The 21,557-nt window shown below is 58.8% G+C and carries 23 protein-coding genes; 10 read left to right on the forward strand and 13 right to left on the reverse strand.

Annotated elements, in window-relative coordinates; genetic code table 11:
• From GGR30_RS17670 to GGR30_RS17685, 4 genes are read right to left on the reverse strand one after another with little or no spacing between them, the layout of a single operon-like run.
• Complete coding sequence (locus GGR30_RS17670; RefSeq protein ID WP_183488912.1) at window positions 1-672, reverse strand: PIN domain-containing protein; 672 nt, start codon at window positions 670-672, stop codon at window positions 1-3.
• On the reverse strand, window positions 647-1,837 hold the full coding sequence (locus tag GGR30_RS17675; RefSeq protein WP_183488915.1) for an XRE family transcriptional regulator: 1,191 nt from the start codon (window positions 1,835-1,837) through the stop codon (window positions 647-649). The genes GGR30_RS17670 and GGR30_RS17675 overlap by 26 nt, the downstream gene beginning before the upstream one ends.
• A complete protein-coding gene (locus GGR30_RS17680) occupies window positions 1,821-3,215 on the reverse strand; it encodes a 7-cyano-7-deazaguanine synthase (protein ID WP_246414006.1) in 1,395 nt (464 codons plus the stop codon). The genes GGR30_RS17675 and GGR30_RS17680 overlap by 17 nt, the downstream gene beginning before the upstream one ends.
• Window positions 3,196-3,759 (reverse strand): hypothetical protein, encoded by a 564-nt coding sequence (locus GGR30_RS17685; RefSeq protein WP_183488918.1) that lies wholly within the window; start codon window positions 3,757-3,759, stop codon window positions 3,196-3,198. The genes GGR30_RS17680 and GGR30_RS17685 overlap by 20 nt, the downstream gene beginning before the upstream one ends.
• A gap of 150 nt (window positions 3,760-3,909) precedes the next feature.
• Between GGR30_RS17685 and GGR30_RS17690 the strand changes: the two genes are divergently transcribed.
• The 4 genes from GGR30_RS17690 (at window position 3,910) to GGR30_RS17705 (ending at window position 6,201) form a co-directional block, all read left to right on the forward strand.
• Window positions 3,910-4,431 carry a hypothetical protein gene (locus tag GGR30_RS17690; RefSeq protein ID WP_183488921.1) on the forward strand — a complete coding sequence of 174 codons (522 nt, stop codon included), beginning with the start codon at window positions 3,910-3,912 and terminating at the stop codon, window positions 4,429-4,431.
• A gap of 428 nt (window positions 4,432-4,859) precedes the next feature.
• Complete coding sequence (locus GGR30_RS17695) at window positions 4,860-5,453, forward strand: LysE family translocator (RefSeq protein ID WP_183488924.1); 594 nt, start codon at window positions 4,860-4,862, stop codon at window positions 5,451-5,453.
• A complete protein-coding gene (locus GGR30_RS17700; protein WP_183488927.1) occupies window positions 5,450-5,842 on the forward strand; it encodes a nuclear transport factor 2 family protein in 393 nt (130 codons plus the stop codon). Before GGR30_RS17695 ends, GGR30_RS17700 begins: the two co-directional genes overlap by 4 nt.
• Window positions 5,839-6,201 (forward strand): cupin domain-containing protein, encoded by a 363-nt coding sequence (locus tag GGR30_RS17705; RefSeq protein ID WP_183488930.1) that lies wholly within the window; start codon window positions 5,839-5,841, stop codon window positions 6,199-6,201. The genes GGR30_RS17700 and GGR30_RS17705 overlap by 4 nt, the downstream gene beginning before the upstream one ends.
• Before the next feature lie 56 nt (window positions 6,202-6,257).
• Here the strand turns inward: GGR30_RS17705 and GGR30_RS17710 are convergent, their stop codons facing one another.
• The 3 genes from GGR30_RS17710 to GGR30_RS17720 are packed head-to-tail and all read right to left on the reverse strand — an operon-like array spanning window position 6,258 to window position 9,010.
• A complete protein-coding gene (locus GGR30_RS17710; RefSeq protein WP_183488932.1) occupies window positions 6,258-7,484 on the reverse strand; it encodes a tetratricopeptide repeat protein in 1,227 nt (408 codons plus the stop codon).
• A gap of 9 nt (window positions 7,485-7,493) precedes the next feature.
• Window positions 7,494-7,946 (reverse strand): GNAT family N-acetyltransferase, encoded by a 453-nt coding sequence (locus GGR30_RS17715; RefSeq protein ID WP_183488935.1) that lies wholly within the window; start codon window positions 7,944-7,946, stop codon window positions 7,494-7,496.
• Window positions 7,943-9,010, reverse strand: a complete 1,068-nt coding sequence (locus GGR30_RS17720) for an alpha/beta hydrolase family protein (protein WP_183488938.1) — start codon at window positions 9,008-9,010, stop codon at window positions 7,943-7,945. Before GGR30_RS17720 ends, GGR30_RS17715 begins: the two co-directional genes overlap by 4 nt.
• Here GGR30_RS17720 and GGR30_RS17725 point away from each other — a divergent pair.
• Window positions 9,003-9,596 carry a cupin domain-containing protein gene (locus GGR30_RS17725; protein ID WP_246414007.1) on the forward strand — a complete coding sequence of 198 codons (594 nt, stop codon included), beginning with the start codon at window positions 9,003-9,005 and terminating at the stop codon, window positions 9,594-9,596. The genes GGR30_RS17720 and GGR30_RS17725 overlap by 8 nt on opposite strands.
• Complete coding sequence (locus GGR30_RS17730) at window positions 9,593-10,162, forward strand: YbhB/YbcL family Raf kinase inhibitor-like protein (RefSeq protein WP_183488941.1); 570 nt, start codon at window positions 9,593-9,595, stop codon at window positions 10,160-10,162. The genes GGR30_RS17725 and GGR30_RS17730 overlap by 4 nt, the downstream gene beginning before the upstream one ends.
• A 54-nt stretch (window positions 10,163-10,216) precedes the next feature.
• Here the strand turns inward: GGR30_RS17730 and GGR30_RS17735 are convergent, their stop codons facing one another.
• Window positions 10,217-11,143, reverse strand: a complete 927-nt coding sequence (locus GGR30_RS17735) for a LysR family transcriptional regulator (protein ID WP_246414009.1) — start codon at window positions 11,141-11,143, stop codon at window positions 10,217-10,219.
• Between the two features lie 161 nt (window positions 11,144-11,304).
• Here GGR30_RS17735 and GGR30_RS17740 point away from each other — a divergent pair, with 161 nt between their 5' ends.
• Complete coding sequence (locus tag GGR30_RS17740; RefSeq protein ID WP_183488944.1) at window positions 11,305-12,204, forward strand: branched-chain amino acid transaminase; 900 nt, start codon at window positions 11,305-11,307, stop codon at window positions 12,202-12,204.
• Between the two features lie 157 nt (window positions 12,205-12,361).
• Here GGR30_RS17740 and GGR30_RS17745 read toward each other — a convergent pair whose 3' ends face one another.
• From GGR30_RS17745 to GGR30_RS17755, 3 genes are read right to left on the reverse strand one after another with little or no spacing between them, the layout of a single operon-like run.
• A complete protein-coding gene (locus GGR30_RS17745) occupies window positions 12,362-13,228 on the reverse strand; it encodes a DMT family transporter (RefSeq protein WP_183488946.1) in 867 nt (288 codons plus the stop codon).
• 1 nt (window position 13,229) lies between these two features.
• Window positions 13,230-13,778 (reverse strand): RBBP9/YdeN family alpha/beta hydrolase, encoded by a 549-nt coding sequence (locus GGR30_RS17750; protein WP_183488949.1) that lies wholly within the window; start codon window positions 13,776-13,778, stop codon window positions 13,230-13,232.
• A gap of 12 nt (window positions 13,779-13,790) precedes the next feature.
• Window positions 13,791-13,997 (reverse strand): DUF1737 domain-containing protein, encoded by a 207-nt coding sequence (locus tag GGR30_RS17755; protein ID WP_183488952.1) that lies wholly within the window; start codon window positions 13,995-13,997, stop codon window positions 13,791-13,793.
• 138 nt (window positions 13,998-14,135) lie between these two features.
• On the opposite strand from GGR30_RS17755, the gene GGR30_RS17760 reads away from it, so the two are divergent.
• On the forward strand, window positions 14,136-14,777 hold the full coding sequence (locus GGR30_RS17760; protein ID WP_183488955.1) for a hypothetical protein: 642 nt from the start codon (window positions 14,136-14,138) through the stop codon (window positions 14,775-14,777).
• A 30-nt stretch (window positions 14,778-14,807) separates the two neighbouring features.
• Here GGR30_RS17760 and GGR30_RS17765 read toward each other — a convergent pair whose 3' ends face one another.
• Window positions 14,808-15,278 (reverse strand): hypothetical protein, encoded by a 471-nt coding sequence (locus tag GGR30_RS17765; RefSeq protein ID WP_210288101.1) that lies wholly within the window; start codon window positions 15,276-15,278, stop codon window positions 14,808-14,810.
• A gap of 72 nt (window positions 15,279-15,350) precedes the next feature.
• The gene (locus GGR30_RS23235) at window positions 15,351-16,238 is read right to left on the reverse strand and encodes a hypothetical protein (RefSeq protein WP_210288102.1); all 888 of its coding nucleotides are present in this window, start codon (window positions 16,236-16,238) and stop codon (window positions 15,351-15,353) included.
• Window positions 16,239-16,920: 682 nt separating this feature from the next.
• Between GGR30_RS23235 and GGR30_RS17775 the strand changes: the two genes are divergently transcribed.
• Both GGR30_RS17775 and GGR30_RS17780 read left to right on the forward strand, forming a co-directional pair.
• On the forward strand, window positions 16,921-18,303 hold the full coding sequence (locus GGR30_RS17775; protein WP_210288103.1) for a two-partner secretion domain-containing protein: 1,383 nt from the start codon (window positions 16,921-16,923) through the stop codon (window positions 18,301-18,303).
• On the forward strand, window positions 18,288-21,557 hold a 3,270-nt coding region (locus GGR30_RS17780), incomplete at its 3' end, for an MBG-2 domain-containing protein (RefSeq protein ID WP_183488960.1). The genes GGR30_RS17775 and GGR30_RS17780, both read left to right, overlap by 16 nt.

Consider the following 21,557-nt stretch of genomic DNA (forward strand, 5'->3'; position numbering starts at 1 on the left):
CTACGATCGTGTCGCGCGATTCAGAAAAGTATCGGCTCCATCCCGTTCCCGGTGGTGCTCGGTCTTTTCCCCGAAGAGATGCCGGTATCCCGGTAGACAGGTGCATTGTCGGGCACGATCATCGCCAATTATACCAACGACTTCGGCCGCGCTCTCTGGAGGGATACGCATGCGCCCGTCACGCAACGCCAAAAAGAGGGCATCGACGGAACAGTCAGCCCCCAAACTGGCCATAGTGTTCGGGTGAGACAGCAAGTCGAGCGACCATGCCGGGTCGATCCCGATTATTTCCTTAGCTCGCCTGCGGCCTCGCCGCTCGTCGATTACCGGGACGAGACCTCGCCCCCTCGAAATGGCGATCGTTGCGGCTTCACCGTCGTCAAGAGAGGACGCTGCGGACGTGAGCTCGAAGAACATTTCGAACTCCTCATCCGAAAGATCAACCAGGGTGATATTTCGAGCCGCGGCCAGCGCCTGCAGAAATGCCTCCTCACCGTTTCGGTGGCTCGTCTCGTGATTGAGTTCTCGGGCGACGATATGCGTGACGAAAATTCGATTGGGAATCGCAGTGAGAATCTCTACGCCAAATCGGCAGGCGTGCAGATTGATCAACACACTCGTATCAAGGGCCAATGCGGCGGTGTTGTCACTCAGAATGCTTGAGTAGGTCATCCGTCTCTTTTTCCTCAAGCTCGATCTGATCGATGATCTCGCGCAGTTGAAGCCTGCTTAGCTTCAGCAGCTCCGAGAGCTGGCCCTCTGACATCAGTTCGCGCTTCCATACCGCGTGGGCCATCAGGCTCATCCGGTGTGAGATCAGCCGATCTGCATCTGCCTTGCCGGCATCGCGCCGATCGGCTTCGCCGCCAAGCACTTCTCGAGCTTGGTCGTCCGTGATGCCGCCGTTGTTCTCAAACCAGGACCAAGTTCCCTTTTTAACAAGCCCCAACTCTTCCAAGCGAAGAACGCAGGCCTGACGTGAGATCCCGTATTGGTCGGCGAGGAGGATGACGAGCCGACGCGTGGTTTTACCAGTGATCTCCTTGAGCTGACGGAAGCTCTCGCCAAAACTATCTGCCGGCGTCAGGAAAGCGCGGCCGAAGGAATTCGCATAGCGCTCGTCCCGTGAGAGAAACTTCTCGTCATCTTCCAGAACCTCCGGCATGCGCCGCGTTCCGTAGAAATGCCCGGTTTCGTGCGAGGCGGTTTGAACTCGTCGAGGGAGTGGATGGTTGGCATTTAGCAGGATGCAGGCACCGACGTTGTCGTCATAGGTGAAGAGACCCGCAACCCGTGAGCGCGAGGACAGCCGCCGCTGGTAGAGGCGAATTCCGAGCCCATGCTCGATTACGGAGAAGATGTCGGCAATAGGGCCCGACCCTAGTCCAAGCCAGTCGCGAAGCTCGCTTGCATGAGCCTCGCCCAACATTACTGCGTCGCCTTCGTTTAGGCCTCGCTCAGGAGGATAGTTAAATCGGCGTTGGATCCCGAGGACATTCTCCAATTCGACGTCGGCTTTGATCAGATCATTGAAGAGTCGGACGGCCTCGACCGTATGTTCGTCTTCCGTCTCCCGAAGCTTTCGAAATCGCGGCACCAAATCCGTATGAACAGCCTCGCGTCGCAGTAACGCGTTGACCGATACGCCATAGTGGCGAGCCAAAGCCTGGATCTCCTGGATCCGCACCCTTCGTGCACCCTTTTCAATAGAGACAAGGGTCGGACGGGAGACGCCAATGAATTGTGCGGCATCGTCTTGGCGAACGTTTGCGATCTCGCGAGCTATCCGGAGCCGGCGTCCTATCTCTTGCGCACTCAGCTCATTTAAAGCGGTCATGGCGACCTCCGTCCAGCCAACTTCTCAGAAAGCTTCCGTCACCTTGCGCGGACAAGAATGCCCGCCATTCTTTGGCATGCGTCATTAACATCAATCTCAAGTTTCGAAGGGTCTGCTCATAAGGCTCTCCAGTCGCAGCCGCAATCTGAGAGGCGAAAGGGCGTAATGCTGTGTCGGGCAGTTCGGCCATCTCGGCAAGATGCTGAAAATGGCGCGTCCCAACACTCCCATATTCGATCATGATATTGCGATCGGCATCGTCTGCAATCTTCGAAAGGGCTGCCTCAATCTCCGCGGCAGCGAGATCCGCGATAACATAGGTGTCCTTAGGCTCAGTGACTTCAGCTGCGTAAAGGCTCATTCGGCGCAAAAGGCATGCTGCGCAGAGCCCACATTGCCGGCGGCGCTCAGCATTGACGATCCGGCGCGTTTGCCAGCAGGAGCGGGTTTGGACGAGGAATTCTTTCTTTTTGCCGGGCAACCCGAGGAACGCCGTCATGGTCTCTCCTTTCGTGGACCAAAGCCGCGGTTGCTCGAACTTGATACTGGTCCCGAGGAGCGCGCGAGTGAACCGCTCCATTTTTCTGAAGAACGTCGGGAAATTCCGGTAGTCGGTATAGATATTGTAAAGCGGCACGAGCACCGGTCCGAGCGCGCCTTGGCCACTTTCAGGAACCACAATCCTAGTGATATTCGAAAGATGTGATGCGATAGTCGCGATAGCCGCAAACTGAAATCCGCGAGATCGGAAGCTGCTTTCCTTGCCCTTAAAGCCCTTCACCCGGAAAGGAATCTGCGTGAAGTAGCTGTCACCATCCAGCCTGCGCTGCTTGGTGCTGGCGACGCGAATACACAATGCTTCTGCAGGAGATCCGCTGAGCGCCGAGACCGCACGTGAATCCAATCCGTTGCTGTAGGCGATTGCAAAGGTCTTGGTCTGATCGAAGACGAGCGGCATCTGCCGCGATCCAATCGGCGAGCGGTCGGTGGCTTTGACGAAATTGAATTGCCAACTGTCGCCGGTAAGAAAGTTTATTGCGCTGCGAAGCGTCGTTTGAACTTCCGACCGTGACCAAGCATCGTGGTCAATCACAGGGACCGTAACGTGAAGCCTACGTAACCAAGACGATGGCCGGCTCCAACGGCGATCGGCAAATTCGATCGCGGCTGCCACGACCATCAAATCGTAATGTTTTGCAGTAAAGCCCTCCACGTGGAAGGAATCGAGAATATCCGGGACGAACAGGATATGTTTGCCGATCTCGGCGAACACTAGATTTTGCGACGTGGGGCCATGGCTGCGCTTACCTTTTTCAAGGGTAACGAGGTGCTTCTCTTCTAAGGCGTCCGAGGCAGCGTCAGTCATCTGGTCCATCATTCACATCCTTGCGCGCGGTTCGACGGAAAGCATTCTTGTTGCCGTTCTCGAGAGCCGCACAAACGCTACCAACGTCTATGGCAGCGAAGGTTTCTCGGTTTCGTTGTAGCCCTTTCGTGAAGTCCGAACGGCTCATATCGCCGACATCGCGCGCTCGAATACATTCCTCGTCTATGCGATTTTTCGCACTGGCGAGGAATTCCCCGACGGCTTGCCCGAGAGCCAAATCCAGTGACTTCCGTTCGGGTATCCCTTCCCTCAGGTTGCACAAGAGGTTTCGTTCTAGTGCATCGCCCAGTGCGGACCTTTCATTGTTGTCAAAGATCGTTTCGGTAGCCGCCACAGAATCAAGATCCATCTGATCGCGCGAAGCCCGAGCATCGAGCTCAGCGTAAAGCCGATCGAATGACTTAATATCGCCGAGAACACTGTGGCAGGCCTGCGTGACGCGTTCTTCCTTGGAGACCGCATCGCTGACGAGGTCCTGCCCGTAGTGCTTCCATCTCGTGGTCAGTGCTGAATTTCGGAAAGGGCCATCAGTCATTATCGCCTCCAATGGCCAAAACATTACCTCAAAAGCTGACAAAGTCAACATATCAATGAAAAAATCTGACAATATGGCGACGCGGCTTGAAGTCGCAGCTTCGCATGGGCATCTCAGAAGGAGGGCAGCCACTCGGAAACCTGACTATCAATGGCTAACGCGAAACATGTCCTGAATCAGGATATGTTTTTGACATGGAGGAATTTGAAGATGTGGGGAGAGGTCAACTTCGGTAAGTGGAAAGGTAAGGGCAAAACGCTTCCGCAGGTCTTGGTCGCAGATCCCGACTGGTTCTTTTGGGCACTGGATGAAGGTGCATTTAAAGGGTCGCTTGCGACAGAGGCAGAGAAATTGGCGCGTCGAGCAAGGTCCATAAAATTGCCGTCAGCGTTGGCGGGTACGCATTGCATCCAGCACTGGATCTCGCACGATGGCAAATATGCCCGTTTCGACCTGATTGAATCAAGCCAAGGGCCGCATCACGGTTCTAGCACCGAAGTACGCCGACCCACCCTCAACATGGAGTTCCCGCGTGGGATTAAGCAGTACGACAAGCTCGGTTGCAAGCAACTGATGGATAGCTTCAAGTACCATTGGTTTGAAGGAAAACCTTTTAAAAAGGCGAAAGTGGAGGCGTTTTTTGATAATGTCGCGAACTTTGAAAATCCATAAAGGATGGACATCTCATAAAGTCTCAAGCTCTTGATAAGCTTGCATGTAAGCGGTTGAGCTCCTTTTCTTTTGTAGGGTAGCAGGTTCAAATCCTTTCAAGACCTTTGACGCTGTCCCTCGCCGTCAGATGGTCGCGCGATGGAACCTCCGAGTTGTTCAGGTCGATGACGGCCAATGCTGACTGTTTAACGCATCCGGTCAGCGAGCTGCCGCATGGATAGAATTGGAGTGTCCAGATTCATGAGTGGAGTTAGCGGAAAGTGCCCGAAATTCCGCACATCTCGAAAGCGGTTCGTTTCACCGATGAACATGCGAGAGAGAAAGGCTCATCTTGGCGTGATGAATTCTCAGCAGCGTCTCTCTCCATTCAATGACAGGTATGTATGGCCATTTTTCAGTATCGAGATGGCCTGCAAACGGATCTCCGGATGGAAACCGCAACACTTACCGGCCTTGCACTTTATGCTTTCGTGATGACGATCACGCCGGGGCCGAACAACCTGATGCTCACCACATCAGGCCTTGTCTTTGGCATGGCACGAACATTGCCACATATTCTCGGAATTCCATTTGGTGTTGCCGTTCAATTGATGTCGGTCGGCGCTGGACTTGGGGCTGTCTTTGCACTTGAGCCCCGGATCCAGATTTTTTTGGAAATTATTGGCACGGCTTACCTGCTCTGGCTTGCTTACAAACTCTGGCGTGCCGCCGAGATGCCCGATGCCTCTTTGGCAAAGCCGGTTTCCTTTTTCCAGGCTGCCGCATTCCAATTCGTAAACCCCAAGGCCTGGCTGATTGCGGTAACCGTCATCGCGGCCTTTATTTCTCCAGATAACGGCTATCTGATCCAGCTTGTCTTTGCCTCAGCGATTTTCACCGTTGTCGGTATTCCGTGCCTTGCAGTGTGGGCGGCCTTCGGGGCTGGACTGCGACAAGTGCTTCACGATCCATCGAAACTTCTTCTCATAAATCGCAGCATGTCCGCGCTCGCGGCACTGACAGCAGGATTGTTTTGGCTATGAATTTTCTTTCACGCAAAGAGCTCGAAAATCATGCAACAACATGGATCGAAGCATGGAACCGCCACGACGTCGATGCGGTGATCGCGCCATTTTCCAAGTCCGTGGTATTCGTTAGCCCGAGGCCGGCAATCGTGACCGGGGACGCAACGGTGCGAGGCCGAGATGCTCTTTCTGACTACTGGACGAAATCCCTCGCCACCGTTCCCGACCTGAAATTTGAACTTGAATCCATTGCCTGTGACGAGAACGCACAAACCGTTCTGGTCCACTACATGTCGCATGCCGGTGGAAAGACTCTTCGAGCATGTGAACTCATGCGGTTCGAGAATGGACTGCAAGTTTATGGCGAGGCGTTTTATGGCGCGGATGTTTCGGAGTCGTTGCAATGAGACCCGTCGAACCTTCAAGCGAGAATTTCTATCGTTGGGGAAACGGCTGTTCGGGCTGGCGCCTGCTCGACCTCGAGCACCTGCAGGTGAGGCAGGAAACAATGCCGCCGTCGACGGCTGAAGAGGCCCATGTACATCGTGGGGCGCATCAATTCTTATATGTGCTGGATGGGCAAATGACGATCCTCACCCCCATCGGCGTCACTCTCATTGGTTCGGGTCAAGGCATCCATATACCGGCCGGGCAACCGCACTGGGTCAGAAACGACGACGTTTCCGATCTTATATTCCTGCTCTCATCCAGCCCGAGTACATCCGGTGACCGCTACCCCGCCGACCCAATGGATTGGGGAGCTTGAACTTGGATCGACGGCGATCATCACGCAAAATTGCCGCCGGTGGTCAGGCCGGGCGATCAGGGGCGCTGCAAAACGACCAGCAATCCTAGCTGGATCTGACCTTCGCTGTATTCGTGCACAACCTCGCCTTGTTCAATAAGCTCGAAGCCTGAGCGCTCGGCCGTCGCCTCGATATAGGCGGAGCCGTGGGAAAAACTGCCTGCGCTAGCAAGCTCCGGGTTGATGCAGGGGCCGAAACCGAGAGGGTCCAGTTTGTCGTTGGGATAGACTGTGAAGGCAAACAGCCCTTCGGGATCCAGGATATTGGCGACGCTCGAGAAGATTGCGGCCAGATCTCCGAAATGGATCAGGACGGCGGCAGCTGCGACCGCATCGAAGCGAAGCGCAGTGGCAGAGAGAAACGATGCCAGATCGTCACGGAGAAGCGTGTCGTAAAGCGATTTTTGTCTCGCGACTGACAGCATCGCCTCGGACAGATCAATACCCGCCAGATGCGCGGCCCGATCTCGCAGCAGGCCACCGACCAGTCCGGTTCCGCATCCTATGTCGAGAATCCGGTTGCCGTGTCGAGGCAACAGCCGGGCGAGCGCGTCGCCGACATGGCGATGCGCCAGATAACCGTCCGCCCGATCCCAGTCGCGCGCCCTGGATGAATAGAGTTGGTCGAGCTGCGCTGCGGAAGCCCTTGAGGGGACCGGCCCCCTGTTCATCTGCGCCAGACGCATGCGGGCGCCATCGACATCGCTCGGATTTTCGCGCAGATATCGCTCCAAATGGGCGGCGGCCTCTTCATGATCGCCGGCATCGACCAGCAGATCCCCGAGCAGGAAGCGGGCGCCGGCATGGCCGGGTGCGTGTGACAGGCACCGGCGCAAGGGTTCGATTGCCGAGCCTCTGTTGCCCGTATCGGTCAATACGACAGCCAAGTTGTAAAGAGCGTCCGGATAGGTCGGGCGGCAGGCGACGGCGTTTTCGAATGCGGCGATCGCTTCCGGCAGTCTGCCGTGCTTCCGCAGCGCAATGCCGAGATTGTTCCGGGCCGTCGCGTCGTCGGGTTGACATTCCGTCACGGCTGTCAGCTGTTCGATTGCTGCCTCCAGCCTGCCTTGCGTCATTTCGATCAGTCCGAGAAGGTGCATCGCGTCGACTGGCGGCGGATTTTGCGCGCAAATGTTGCGGCAGATGCTTTCGGCCTCGCCGAGGCAACCGGCGCCATACGCCTCCAGCGCAAGGCTCAGATCAAAGATGGCGGCGGCATGGGTCAGGAGGGTGGTTCTCGCCATTGGCAGCCCTCAGTCAGCTATCTCGATCTGGTAAGTCGCCATCGGCCTCAGCGTCGCCACGCGGTCATACAAGTGCCGGGCGGCCGCGTTGTCCTCGGCCGTTTCCCAGTAGAGACGCCGCCAGCCCTCCTGCCTGCCCAGAACCTCCAGATGTTCGATGAGCCTCGTTGCAATGCCCCGGCCCCTGTGCAGGGGAGAAACCCGAAGGTCTTCGAGATAACAGACGAGGCGTAGCGAGAATGTGTGGGGATGGAGAATTGTGTGCGCCAACCCGACCGGTTCCCCGGCCCGAAACGCGAGCCAGGCATTCATCGGTGAGGAGGGATCGAGAACGCGCTGCCACAGCCCGGCGATGACCGCTTCCTTCATGTCCCCGGCGCCGAAATGCACGCGGTTTTCTGCCCAGAGTTTTTCCCAGTCGCTTCTGTCTGCGTGGCTTGCGGCCTTGATCGTTATCGTCATGTCGTTGTCCCTGGAGTTGCTTCATCGAGCAGAAGGCCGGGCGCGTCGGCCGGGATCTCGCCCGCGCGCAGCCAGCCAAGCGCGAGTGGCCACAGGCTGTCCCTGAACCGGTCATGGAAAAAGGCGAAGTGTCCGATGGATGATACGCCGATGTCGGCTGGGGCAATGCGCCAATGATGTCGGTGGCTGGACATGAAATAGGCGAGCAGCCGGTTGAGTGCTGCCGGGGTGCCGTGCGGATCGTCTTCAAGGCCAATCGCGAGTATAGGCGCCGTCACTCTGGCGAAGCGTCTTTGCAGGATTACAGATTCCCGCTCCCCACCGACGAAAAGATCCTGCCGCACGGTGTGCTCGAACCGGGCCTTCATCCGGCTCCAGTCCCGGACCACGCCTGCGGGCGTGTCCTCCATCCAGCCAAGCCGTTTGGCCGGAAAGTAACCGAACATTCGTGTCAGCAGCGGCATGACGATGTGCCACTTGATAAACATGCGCCGGCGTTCGGCCTCGCCGTAATCCCGCCAATAGGCGAATTGGGATCCGACGGTAAGAATGCGTCCGATCCGCCAATTCGAGGGCGCAAGCCCGATGGCAAAGCCGCCGATCGAATGGCCGACGACATGGATTTCCTGCCCCGGAAAGGTGCGTTCAGCGTATGCGAGCGCTGCCTCCAGATCTTGCGCGCCCCAATCCACCCAGTCGGCACGGAATCCGCGCAAGGATTTCGGCCGGGATTCGCCGATCCCCCGGTAGTCGAAGGTGAGCACGTCGAACCCGTTGAGAAACAGGTAGTCGGCGAAGCGCGCGTAGTAGCGGCACCTTACAGACGTCGCGGCGCTGATGATCACGATCGGCCACGCGGCCGCAACACCGCTGTGTCGCCATAGAAACCCGCCGAGAAGCCGGCCATCGTCCGTTTCCAAGCGCAGAGGCAAGGCCTGGCCTGCCACCTCCCGGACGCTGGCGAGGTCTGTCTCATGTCCGGGTTGATCACGCTCGCGCCCCTCGATTGTTGCTTTCAGATATCCGTTTTTGCTTCGCCAGAATGGAGATTGTCGAATGAGCATCCCTCCATACGGCGTGAGAAGCACTCATTTGTTTTCATCTTCGATTGCAGGTTCTTTTGCTGAAAAGCTTGAAATCAGCCAAGGAAAGTCGATGCATCCAATCGTTCACCTTCGAGAACTACCGCTTCAGACACAATCGCATGGTGGAGCTTATGAAGCGCGCACGGCTGCCGTCGCAGCGCCGTCTGGCGCGAAGCGGCTTGGCGCTCGCTACGTTGAAATACCCCCGGGCAAGAAGGCTTGGCCCTTTCATTGCCACCATGCAAATGACGAGCTCTTTGTCATTCTGGCGGGGGCCGGTGTGCTGCGATATGGCGAGGAAGAACATGGGGTGAGCGCTGGTGATGTCGTCGTTTGCCCCGCCGGCGGCGTTGAAACAGCGCATCAATTGCGGGCAGGAGGCTCCGAACCGCTTTGCTATCTGGCGATCAGCACCATGAATGAGCCCGACGTCCTGGAATATCCCGATAGCGGCAAGGTGGCGGTTTTTGCTGGCTCCGCACCGGGTGGTGAGAAAGCCGCCCGACGTCTGGAACTGACCGTGAGGAAAAATGCCGCAATCGGCTATTGGGAGGGGGAAGAATGAAGCTGCGACCAAACAAGGAACATGCGCTTGCCGTAAACCCTGCTTGCCGGGCGCTGACGCTTCTCGCCTTCGCTGCCTTGCTGCCCACATCAGCGCTTGCGATGGAGCTGACCAGTCCATCCTTTGATGACGGCGGCAGGATTCCTGACCGACATGCACTGCGCGGATTGGGATGTCTTGGCCAGAACGTCTCGCCCGCCCTCGATTGGAAGGACGCGCCGGAGGCGACGAAGAGCTTTGCCGTGACCATGTTCGATCCAGATGCGCCGACCGGAAGCGGCTGGTGGCACTGGGTGCTGGTCAACATTCCCGCCGGTGCGACTGGTCTGGCCGAAGGGGCGCGACCGGGAACGGCGATCGCCACGCGGACGGATTTCGGCATGGCGGGCTACGGCGGCCCCTGTCCGCCGGTCGGCGCTGAACCGCATCGCTACGTCATCACCGTCTATGCGCTCGATGTCGACAGCCTGCCGCTGGACAGCCTGTCCTCAGGCGCGATGGCAGGCTTCATGATCAACAGCCACTTGCTCGATAAGGCGAGCATCACGGGGTATTTCGGGCGCTGAGACAAGGTCTGGACGCCGCAAGGAAGGCCGCTCCGCCGCGCTCGTCCGGTTCGGCTAAGGACTGGACAAGGGCATTGATTGAGCTGTCTTTGCGGCCTCCGCCAGCATCCAGGTCCTGACATTCCTGATGCGGCGGTCGCGCTCAAGGGCCGGCGGATAGCAGAGGTAATAGCCGGCGTTCACCGGAAGCTGGTGCGGCATGATCTGGCTGAGCCTCTCGGCGGCTATGTCGCAGGCGGCAATTTCTATGCCCGCGAAGGTTATTCCTGCGCCGTCAATCGCGGCCTTGAGGCCGAGGCCCGAAGAGTCGACGATTGTGATTGCCGCAGGTCGGGTCGGGCCGCCCGGTAGCGTCTCGTTCCAGCGCTCGAAGTCCTTGCGCCGGTGCTGGGACAGAAATAGGTTGGTCCGCGAGATGGCCTTGCGAATATCGATTTCGTCATGCGTTTGCCAGTCGGCGGGGCGGCCAAGCAGCGTGACGTTTTCATCAAACAGGCGCTCGGAGAGAACCCCGGCCCATTGCCCGGAACCATGGCGCACCGAGGCATCCGCGACGCCGGCGCTGAGATCGACGGCGGTCTGGGTCGTAGAGATCAAGAGCTCGAAACCGGATCGCGCAAATGGATAGGATGCCATCCGCGGCGACAGCCAATGGACCGCGAATGTCGGCAGCATGGACAGGCGCAAGGGACCAAGCTTTCGCTCCTGCTTCACCGCCCCGACGGCCTGGATGATCCGCGTGAAGCCGATGGTAAGATCCGGAGATAGTTGCCGTCCGGTCTCCGTCAGTTCCAGGCGCGGCCCCGCGCGGCGCATCAGTTCCACCCCGAGCAGATCCTCGAGGATCCTGAGTTGATGACTGACGGCGGAGGGCGTCACGCCGATTTCCTCGGCCGCATCCTTGATCGACATGTGGCGCGCGGCTACTTCGAAAGCGCGCAGGGCGTTCAGTGGCACGGACAATCGCATCGTTTCGGTCATGGTGCGCTCGCTCTCGTATTTCCCGTCACCGCCAGGTCCCGCCGTTCTCCTCCTGCACCTCGCGTCCAACAACGAATTCTCAGCTTTCTCTGAGGATTGCTCACTCGCCAGGCACGGATGTTCGGTGACAATGGGATGTCTTTCAAAAGGGCCAGATTGCTATGAGTGACGTGCTTGCCTTCGATGATCGCGATGGCCTGATCTGGCTCGATGGAGCACTCGTTCCCTGGAACGAGGCCCGGCTCCATGTCATGACCCATTCGCTTCATGCCGGCGGGGCCGTGTTCGAAGGAATTCGGGCCTACGACGGATGTATATTTCTGTCCCACGCGCATTTCTCCCGCTTCCAGCGTTCCGCCGAGATCGTCGGGTACACGCTTCCCTATTCGAGCCTTGAGCTCGTCAAAGCATGTGAAGCCGTTCTCTGGGCGAACGAATTGAAGGATGCCTATATCCGTCCCATTGCCTGGCGCGGCAGCGAGAGTGTGACGGTGGCCGCCCGCAACGCCACTATCCACGTTGCGATTACCGCCTGGGATTGGCCGACGCCGGCCGCCGAGGGAAGGAGCACGACGGGTATTCGCCTCCAGCTCTCCTCCTGGAGGCGTCCGCGTGCCGATACGGCGCCGACGGCCTCCAAATGTTCCGGCCTCTACATGATCGGCACGCTCGCGCGGCATGCCGCAAATGACGAGGGTTTCGACGATGCCCTGCTGCTCGACGTCGACGGAGATGTTGCCGAAACAACCGCGACGAACATCATACTGGTCGAGGGTCGCAAGCTCGTTTCCCCGGTGGCAGACTGTTTTCTCGACAGTATCACCAAACGCCATGTCTTCGCTCTCGCGCAGAAGGCTGGTCTGGAACTCGAAGAGCGAAAAGTCTCGCTGGAGGAGTTGTGTGCGGCCGATGAAGTCTTCGTTGTCGGCACTTCGATCGAGATCCAGCCCGTCGTCGAACTCAAGGGGCCAGCGATTGGAGCCCAGTGGAGCGTTGGCCCGCTTACCCAAAGCCTCATCGACAACTTTCAGAACTCGGTTCGCCAAAAATGTCCCGCATAGGCGGACACCCTTGCCCAGAGGGCCGGATTTTGTTGCGGACGTCATGTCGTTTGTCCCGGAGCAGAACATTTTCGCGATTGCCGATAGTATTTGACGCTACACTTTGTTGAAAGTCTTGAGCAGGTGCTTCCCGCGATCAGACCCATAACCGACCGCTTCACGAGCGGGGCCGGCGCAGAGACGGCCAAAAATACCAGACCACTGCCGCCATTACGATAGAACCACCCGCTATCGCCCATTTTCCTGGATCTTCGGCAAAGACCAGCCAAACCCAGAGCGGACCGAGGACGACATCCAGAAGCGCGATCAAAGCCGATTCCGATGATGCGACATAGCGCCCACCCGCGAGAAACAACAGGAATGCGAGCGCGGTCGTGAGAAGGGCCAGCATGAAGATCAACGCAAGCGCACCATACCCCGGAAGCTGGCCGGATGAGAATGGAAATGCCGCGACCGCGCACAACGCCGCCCCTGCGGCATTGACATGGACTATGTTGAGGGCTCGAAGGCGTCGAGTGAGGATCAGAAGCGCTCCGAAGCTCAAAGTCATGGCGAGGGCCAGTATATTGCCCTTGATATCGCTCATCCCCGATGATGTGCCCGCAACGAGCACGATCCCGATCATTGACAACGAGCTCGCCATCAACAGGCGTCGCGAGGCCGCTTCCCGACCGACCGCGAAGGCCAATGCGGCGGTCACGAAGGGGAGTGTCGCGTAGATGATCAGGACGTTTGCGACTGTCGTCATCGTAAGGGCGGCCACATAGCAGAACATTGCGGCGGCAGAGAAGCAGGCGGCCAGGCAAAAGCGCCAGTCGAAACGGACCGCTTCCGCCGGCCTTGCCATGGCGATGGCAACAAGGCAGAGACAGGCGAAGAGAGAACGCCACAGGATCAGATCCCAAAGCCCAAGATCAATTGCGCGTACGAACAGGCCAGCAAGGCTCCAGAGCACGGTTCCTGAACCAACCAGTATCAGACCGTAGATGCGCCGTCTCCCGCCATGTTCCTCCGACCGCCGCATCTCAGACAGATTGCCAGCCCAGTCCGGCGCAGAACGCAGCCAGGAGCATCCGCCCCTGTTCCCAGATGCCGAGGCCGCTTGCGCCGTTGATATGGCCGCACGGGCCAATCTCGATGCAACCGGCACCCCATTCCTCAGCGCGTGCCTTCACATACTCCGGGGTGGCATAGGGATCGTTGGCGCTTGCGACGATGAGGGCCGGGAACGGCAGACGATGACGTGGCGGGTTTGCGAAGCTGGCCGCTGCTGCCGGGAATGCAGCGGAAGCAGGATCAGGGACTGCGACCAGAAAAGCACCCATAACCCGGCCCGCGACCGTCTCTGCCGCGTGCGCGACGAGCAGGCAGGCCAGACTATGCGCGACGAGAACAGGCGGCGATGGCGAATTGTCGATTTGCCGTTCCAGCGCATCTTGCCAGTCTGTAAGTCCGGGCTTGTCCCAGTCGGAAGGATGGAACCGGGTGAAGCAAGGGTCTGACGCCTCCCAATGCGTTTGCCAATGGGTTTCACCGGAACCGCCGATACCTGGCAATGTGATGAATGAGGTCATTCCGTCGCCCTTCTATTGTTGGGAAAGATCCATCGAAGGCTCGTAACTGCGGTCAGGAACATCCTTCGTGATCGCCTGCCCGCAAATCACGGCCTGACGCACGCCGTCGTAGGTCAGGACCGGGCTCCCGTGCAGGCTCCAGCCTAGATTGAGGGCCTCGGTAATGCGGTGACAGAAGGTAGCGTCATCAACGCCGGTCACCAAACGATAAGCTTTCATCGTGAGGATCCCCAGTTTCCTGCTCGAAATCATAAGCGTCTTCGGGAAGCGCTAAACTGAAGTCATCTCAGGCAATCCGCAGTATTTCTCATTTCGCCATTTCTTGGACCGGCGAGCAGTGCGTAGTACGCAGGGGACATGAACGAGATATCCGACGGCTCCGTAAGGGTTACGGCGCTACGCCTTTTGGAAGAGGATCCACTCCTTGCCGCTTCTCGACGGGATTGGCCGGAGGTGGCCGGCGCTCTTGGTTGGCGATGGGAGACATTCGTCGGCGAGGAGCTCATCAATCCATTTTGCGGCAGCCCGACAGATCATGAACTCGACGCCTGCACACGGTGCCTGTTACGATTCGGCCGCCTGAGTTTTCTTTCCTCGGACGCCGAGCCATTCCGCTCGGCCGGCCACCAATTGCTGGAGACTGGTAGTCGATCGGATTTGTTAGGCCGTATGCGCAAGCTGCTGTTCAGAGAGCGGCTTTGGCTTGTCACGGCGGATCATGAAGTTGCGATGAGAGAGGCGTATTTTGCCTGCGGGCGATGGGATTTCGGGCACCAGCCCATGCTGGTGATGGACAGGGGCACCAAACCCGTCCCAGATGAAGCTGATTTCCTTGTGGGTCTTCTCGCGGGCGATGAACGAAGGTTGCGGAGAAGGCCGCGCGGCATGCTCGCCTGGGTCGCGCCCTTGGTGGATGGCGTCGGAATTCTCATCGCTCCCGCCAGAATCGGGGACCAAGAAAGTCTTGCACGGGATTTCATGGCGGATCACGACACGTGAAAAACGTCCGTCCCACGACCGGGCCAGGGTTCAGCGATCAAGCAGGTCGCTCGCCCGAGCCGACAGGGGGCACCCCTTCTCTGCAAGCCGTTTGATCGCGTCGCGTGCGATATCCCTGTTGCCCGTGTTGCCGACGAAGCTCGACAGAGAATCCGAAAATTCCAGCACGATATTGGCCGTCCCGACAGTTTGTCGGTAGTCCACACGGGAAACCACGTCATAGGGTTTCCTGCGCCGCCTGATTACACGGCACTCGATATGGTCGGCGTGCAAAATAAGCGTTGGCTTCAGGTCACTCGATGACCAGCAAATCCAGGGTACGCCCCGCCAGCCCGAAAATGCGGCGACCAACGGAATGTTCGCGACCTCTCCTTCGGTCTCGATCCTGCTGTGCCTTACCGCCGACAGGCGGCTCTTGATGTAGAGAAATATCGTCAGCCAGCCGACACCGATAAGCAAGACGATGGCGAAAATGAAAATCGTGGCTTCCGCTTTGCCCATCTGTGCTGGCCTGCCGTTTTGAGCCTTGTGGGAAACGCGCGTTTTGCGGGACGCATCTTCCAGCCGGTCATCTCAATAATCGTAGTTTTCATATTCGCGGGTACTCAATTCATCGTCCGGAATGAATTCTTCTTCATCGAGGGTGAACGCCACCCAAGCCCGCATATGGAGTGTGAACAACGGCTCGTCTGCTGCCCTGGCAAGGGCAAGAGCGGCGCTGCGGGCCTCTCCGATCGACCAACCCGTACTGTTGAGGGTCAACCAGGCTTCCTTTAGACGACCGCTTTTAAGGTACTCTCCGAAAACTTCGTTCAGCGGCGCATTCGCGACAAGCCAAGGCGGTAGTTGAGATGCCCCATTTCTCAGCCCCGATCGCCCGTGCTCACTGAGCTCGAAATAGGCGACATCATTTGTATTCTCGTCAGATAAACCAGACAGGCTGATCGCCGACAGCGCTGCTCGTCGTTCGCCGATGCCAATGGGCACGCGTCCAGTATACGCGGCGAGCTTGTCCAGCTTTTCCGGATCGTCACCGAATTCAATTGTGTGTGCGTCTATTTCAGCAAATTGACGACCCGAAATCCCGGCCGCCTTACTAAATGACGCTATTTCTTCCGTCTCATCGTCCCCATCCGTGTAAACGAGCGCCCGGACCAACAGCCAGTTCGCAAATTGCTCATCATCAAGAGCGATCTCCTCCAGCAGGAAGTGGTCCTCCGGGCCCGCGCAGACATAGCGTCGGATGTGGTCCGGCTCGTCACAGAACCAGCGCATCCAGATCCCTTCATATTCCGGCAAGCTACCATTCGAGGTGATGGGAATGAGAGCGGGCGGGCAACCATAGTATTCGGCAGGCTGACCGATCAGAAAGGTTTCTTTCAGGAGTGAACCGAGCCGGTACTGCCGGAGCCAAGATGGCGCGCACAATTCATCGAGGAGTGCATCATATCGATCGAGCATGAGCCTCAACTTTCTATGAAACCCTTCGCTCGATAATACAAATTCGCCGCGCCGAACACTGAAGCCTTCTCAATTCAGGTGAAGCAATTCTCATTCAGGCGCAAGCAGAAGTCCGCAGCGGCATGCCGGTGACGCATCAAAAGCGACGCGCGACCATCATCAAATGCAAACGCCGAGCGGGAAGTGGAAGGATGGCGATCCGGCTTTGAACTCTTCTGTTCACTCGTCAGCAGTCAAGACATCTTTCCAAGATCTGGCGCAACCGTAACTGAGTTTGAACGCTATACGCTGCAACCTTAAGGTTATATACTGAAATGCCTCCAGGAGCCAGTTTCGTGCGCGCGGGATTGGATGTCCCACAAGCTGATCCTCCAGTGAAACAGCAAAAGCTTGCTTTCCAACAGAAAATTGGAATCACAGCCGTTTCGCATCTCTGCTTTTTAATCCTTCCTGAAATCGGAAACTATCATGCATCAGGCTTACATTTTAGCAATTGATGTTGTAGCTTTCGCTTACGAAGCTTCGGGACGTGGCTCATATGTGAGTCTATCCTGCCTCGAGCTTTCGCTTAAAGCTATTGGGGGATTGCATGGTGGACCGTTCTTTCGGGAGCCAGCGTATAAACGTTGCACGCCTTTCGGCGCGTTTTGCGCTGGGTCTTTTGGCATCTTCGGCTCTGTCCTTGCCGGCGCTTGCGGGCGATGCGCTGCCGACCGGGGGGCAGGTGGTCTCGGGTTCTGCCCATATTGGTTCAGCCGGCGGCGCGATGACGGTAACGCAAGGCTCCGACAGGGCGATCGTCAACTGGCAGAGCTTCAATATCGGCGAGCCCAACAGCGTCGACTTCGTCCAGCCGGGCGTCAATGCGGCGATCCTCAACCGCGTCACCGGCAACACCCGGTCCTCGATCGCGGGGGCGCTTTCCGGCAATGGCCAGGTCTTTCTCGTCAACCCCAATGGGATCGCGATCACGCCGACCGGAACGATCAAGGCTGGCGGCGGTTTCGTCGCTTCCACGCTCGATATCACCAATGACGACTTCATGTCCGGCAATATGGTGTTCCGCGGCACTGGCGCGTCCGGCACTGTTACCAATGAAGGCGTGGTGACGATCGGGCGCGGAGGCTATGCCGCGCTGATGGGCGGCAGGGTGAAGAACAGCGGTTTGATCGCCGTGCCCTATGGCAAGGCCGGGCTTGGCGCCGGCGAGGAGATCACGCTTGATCTGTCCGGTGACGGCTTCATGCAGGTGGCGGTTCCCTCGTCGCTGATTGATGACGGCGAGGCGCTTGTCGAGAACTCCGGCACGGTGACGGCCGAAGGCGGCGTGATCGTGATGAAGGCGGCAACGGCGCGGGCCGCAGCGCGCCACGCCGTCAATCTTTCCGGCGTTGCCGAGGCGCGCTCTGTTTCGGGCCGCAATGGCAAGATCACGCTTGGCGGCGGCGATGGCGGCAAGGTGACGGTCTCGGGCAAGGTCTCGACCCGCGCCAAGCGGGCCCAGCCGAAGACCACCAAGGGCGGCGCGATCAAAATCACCGGACTTGAGATCAATCTCGACAACGCCGTGATCGATGCCTCCGGCTATGGCGCGGGCGGCAAGGTGCGCATCGGCGGCGACTGGCAGGGCACGGGCGATATCCCGCATGCCGATATCCTGACGGTGAGCGCCGGCACGGTGATCAGCGCCGATGCAGTCTCCCAGGGCGATGGCGGCTCGGTGGTGCTGTGGTCGGATCACCGCACCGAGTTCGCCGGCCGCATCAGCGCCACCGGCGCGACCGGAACCGGCGGCGATGCCGAGGTTTCCGGCAAGGCGCTGCTTTCCTACACCGGCTTTGCTGATCTCACGGGCGCTGCAGGCTTCGGCTCGCTGCTGCTCGATCCTTACAATGTCACGATTTCGAACGGCGAGAACCAAACGTCGTCCGGCTTCACCGCGAGCGGTGATGACAGTGTGATCAATGTCACCACGCTGCAGAATGCGCTTGCCGGCGCCAATGTCACGGTTCGACTGGCTCCGGCGGCAGCCAGGACGGCGATATCACCGTGGCCGATGCCGTGACCTGGAGCTCGGGCTCCACGCTGACGCTGTCGGCCTATCGCAACATCGCTGTCAACGCCAACCTTGCAGGCGGCACGGGGTCTAAGATCGTCTTGCGCGCCGATAGCGGCGCCACCGGCAACGGCACGGTCAGTTTCGGCTCCGGCATCAAGGCAACCGCCAGCGGCGGGGTCTCGCTCTACTACAATCCGGGATCTTACGCCGCGCCGATCGGCTATTCTGCCAATGCGGGCGTCAGCACGACGCTGACGGCTTACATGCTGGTCAACACGCTCGACAATCTCCAGGCCATCAACACTAATCTTTCGGGCACATATGCCCTCGGAACGGATATTGACGCCAGCGCGACCGCCGGCTGGAATTCCGGCGCGGGTTTCGAGCCGATCGGGAACGACATTTCCAAATTCACAGGCACGTTTGATGGTGACGGTCATGTGATTACCGGGCTGACGATCAATCGATCAGGCTCGAGTTATGTCGGCCTGTTCGGATACGCCAATACCGGTTCGATCCTGCGCGATGTCGGCCTTGTGGGCGGTAGTGTTTCAGGCAATGAGGCTGTCGGCGGGCTGGTCGGGTACAATCTTTCGAGCGAGATCAGCAACGCCTATGCGACCGGCGGCGTTTCGGGGAGCGGCAGTGTCGGCGGACTGGTTGGGTTAAATCTTTCTGGCACGATCACTAACGCCTATTCGACCGGAAGCGTTACAAGCAGCGGAGATTATGTCGGCGGTCTTGTCGGGTTCAATGTTTCGAGCGAGATCAGCAACGCATATGCGAGCGGCAGCGTCACGGGCGGCGGCAGCTATGTCGGCGGACTTGTCGGGTACAACGCTGCTAGTACTTTGAGCAATGCCTATGCGACGGGTATCGTTTCGGGCGACACTGCTGTCGGCGGGCTGGTCGGGCACAATTTTTATAGTACGATCAAAAATACCTATGCGAGCGGCAGCGTTGAGGGCAGCACCGATGTCGGGGGGCTGCTCGGTTACAGTGAAGGCGGTACGAACGAGAACTCCTATTTCGACAGAAAGACAACTGGCCAATCAAATGGCGTCGGCTCAGGCGATGCTTCCGGCGTGACCGGTTTGACGACGGCCGAGGCGCGTTCTGCAAGTTCGTTTAGGGGCTTCGATTTCACCAACACCTGGTATCAGGCTGGCGATATGCGGCCGATCCTGCGTTCCGAGGCGGCAGCGCCCGTGGATGGGGTGATCACGGTCTCCAACCTGCACCAACTCCAGCTCATCGGCGCCAATCTTTCCGCAAGCTATCGGCTGACCGGCGATATCGACGCCAGTGTCACAGACGCCGCAGCCGAAGATTATGATGCCAGCGGCATATGGGGCACTGGCGGCTTCGTGCCGATCGGGAATAACAACACATCGTTCACCGGCACATTTGACGGCGACGGACATGTAATCACCGGGCTAACAATCTATCGCCCCAATACTAATAGTGTTGGTCTTTTCGGATATGCCGGTTCCGCTTCGATCCTCCGCAATGTCGGCCTTGAGGGCGGCAGCATTACCGGCAGCGGCTATGTCGGCGGGCTGGTCGGGACGAATACTTCTGGCGCGATCAGCAATGCGTATGCGAGCGGCAGCGTAACGGGCGGCTACGAGGTTGGCGGGCTGGCCGGGTACAGTTCTGGCACGATCAGCAATGCCTATGCGACCGGCAGCGTTGTCGGCGACGGCAGCTATGTTGGCGGGCTGGTCGGGTACAATTCTGGCACGATCAGCAATGCTTATGCGACTGGCAGCGTTACGGGTAGCGTTACGGGCAGCGACAATGTCGGCGGGCTGGTCGGGAGGAATGCTTCTGGCACGATCAGCAATGCGTATGCGACCGGCGGCGTAACGGGCCGCTACGAGGTTGGCGGGCTGGTCGGGTGGAGTAGTTCTGGCACGATCAGCAATGCGTATGCGACCGGCATCGTAACGGGCCGCGAAGATGTCGGCGGGCTTGTCGGCGGGAGCAGTTCTCTCGCGATCAGCAATGCCTATGCGAGCGGCAGCGTTACGGGCAGCCGCCATGTCGGCGGGCTGGTCGGGTACAACAATTCTGGCACGATCACGGCATCCTATTTCGATACGGACAAGACGAACCAGTCGAACGGCGTCGGCACAGGCGACGGCGAAGTGACCGGGCTGACCACCGAACAGTTTCAGGATACGGCCGGGTTCTACGCGCTGGCTTCGGCCGCCGGCTGGGATTTCGAGACGGTCTGGGCACCGCCGAGCCAGGACTTTTATCCGGAGCTATATGCGCTCTCCGACGTGGTCTTCGTCAAGACCGATGGCCAGACCATCACCTATGGCGATGCGCCGGGCCCGCTCACCTATTCCGACGTTTACGGTGGTCACAGCGGCGCGGGCGTTTTCGCGCCGACGCTGACGACGGAAGCCAACGCGACATCCAATGTCGGCAGCTACGCCATCTCGGGCGAGCCAAAGTTTGTCGGCGATGACGGGATCACCTACCGCACCGTCTACGGGCCCGGCGTGGTGACGATCAACAAGGCCAAGCTGACGGTGACGGCCGATAACGGCTCGATGATCTATGGCGATGCTGTTCCGACGATCGGCTACACGGTAACCGGGTGGAAGAACGATCAGACGGGCGCGCTTCTGACCGGGGTGAACGTCACCACGGATGCCGACAAGGCCTCGGATGCCGGGACCGGCTACATCACGACCGCAGCCGGCGGCACGCTTTCGGGCGATGCGACGGGCAATTATACGCTGAGCTATGAGAAAGGCGCTTTCGAGGTCAAGAAGGCCACGCTGACGGTCACGGCTGATAACGGCTCGATGATCTACGGCGATGCTGTTCCGACGATCGGTTACACGGTGACCGGGTGGAAGAACGATCAGACGGGCGCGCTGCTGACCGGTGTGAACGTCACCACGGATGCCGACAAGGCCTCGAATGCCGGGACCGGCTACATCACGACCGCAGCCGGCGGGACGCTTTCGGGCGATGCGATGGGCAATTATACGCTGAGCTATGAGAAAGGCGCGTTCGAGGTCAAGAAGGCCGCGCTGACGGTCACAGCCAATAGCGGCTCGATGATCTATGGCGATGCTGTTCCGACGATCGGTTACACGGTGACCGGGTGGAAGAACGATCAGACGGGCGCGCTGCTGACCGGGGTGAACGTCACCACGGATGCCGACAAGGCCTCGAATGCCGGGACCGGCTACATCACGACCGCAGCCGGCGGGACGCTTTCGGGCGATGCGATGGGC

The organism is Martelella radicis (assembly GCF_014196625.1).
GTDB classification, from domain to species: domain Bacteria; phylum Pseudomonadota; class Alphaproteobacteria; order Rhizobiales; family Rhizobiaceae; genus Martelella; species Martelella radicis.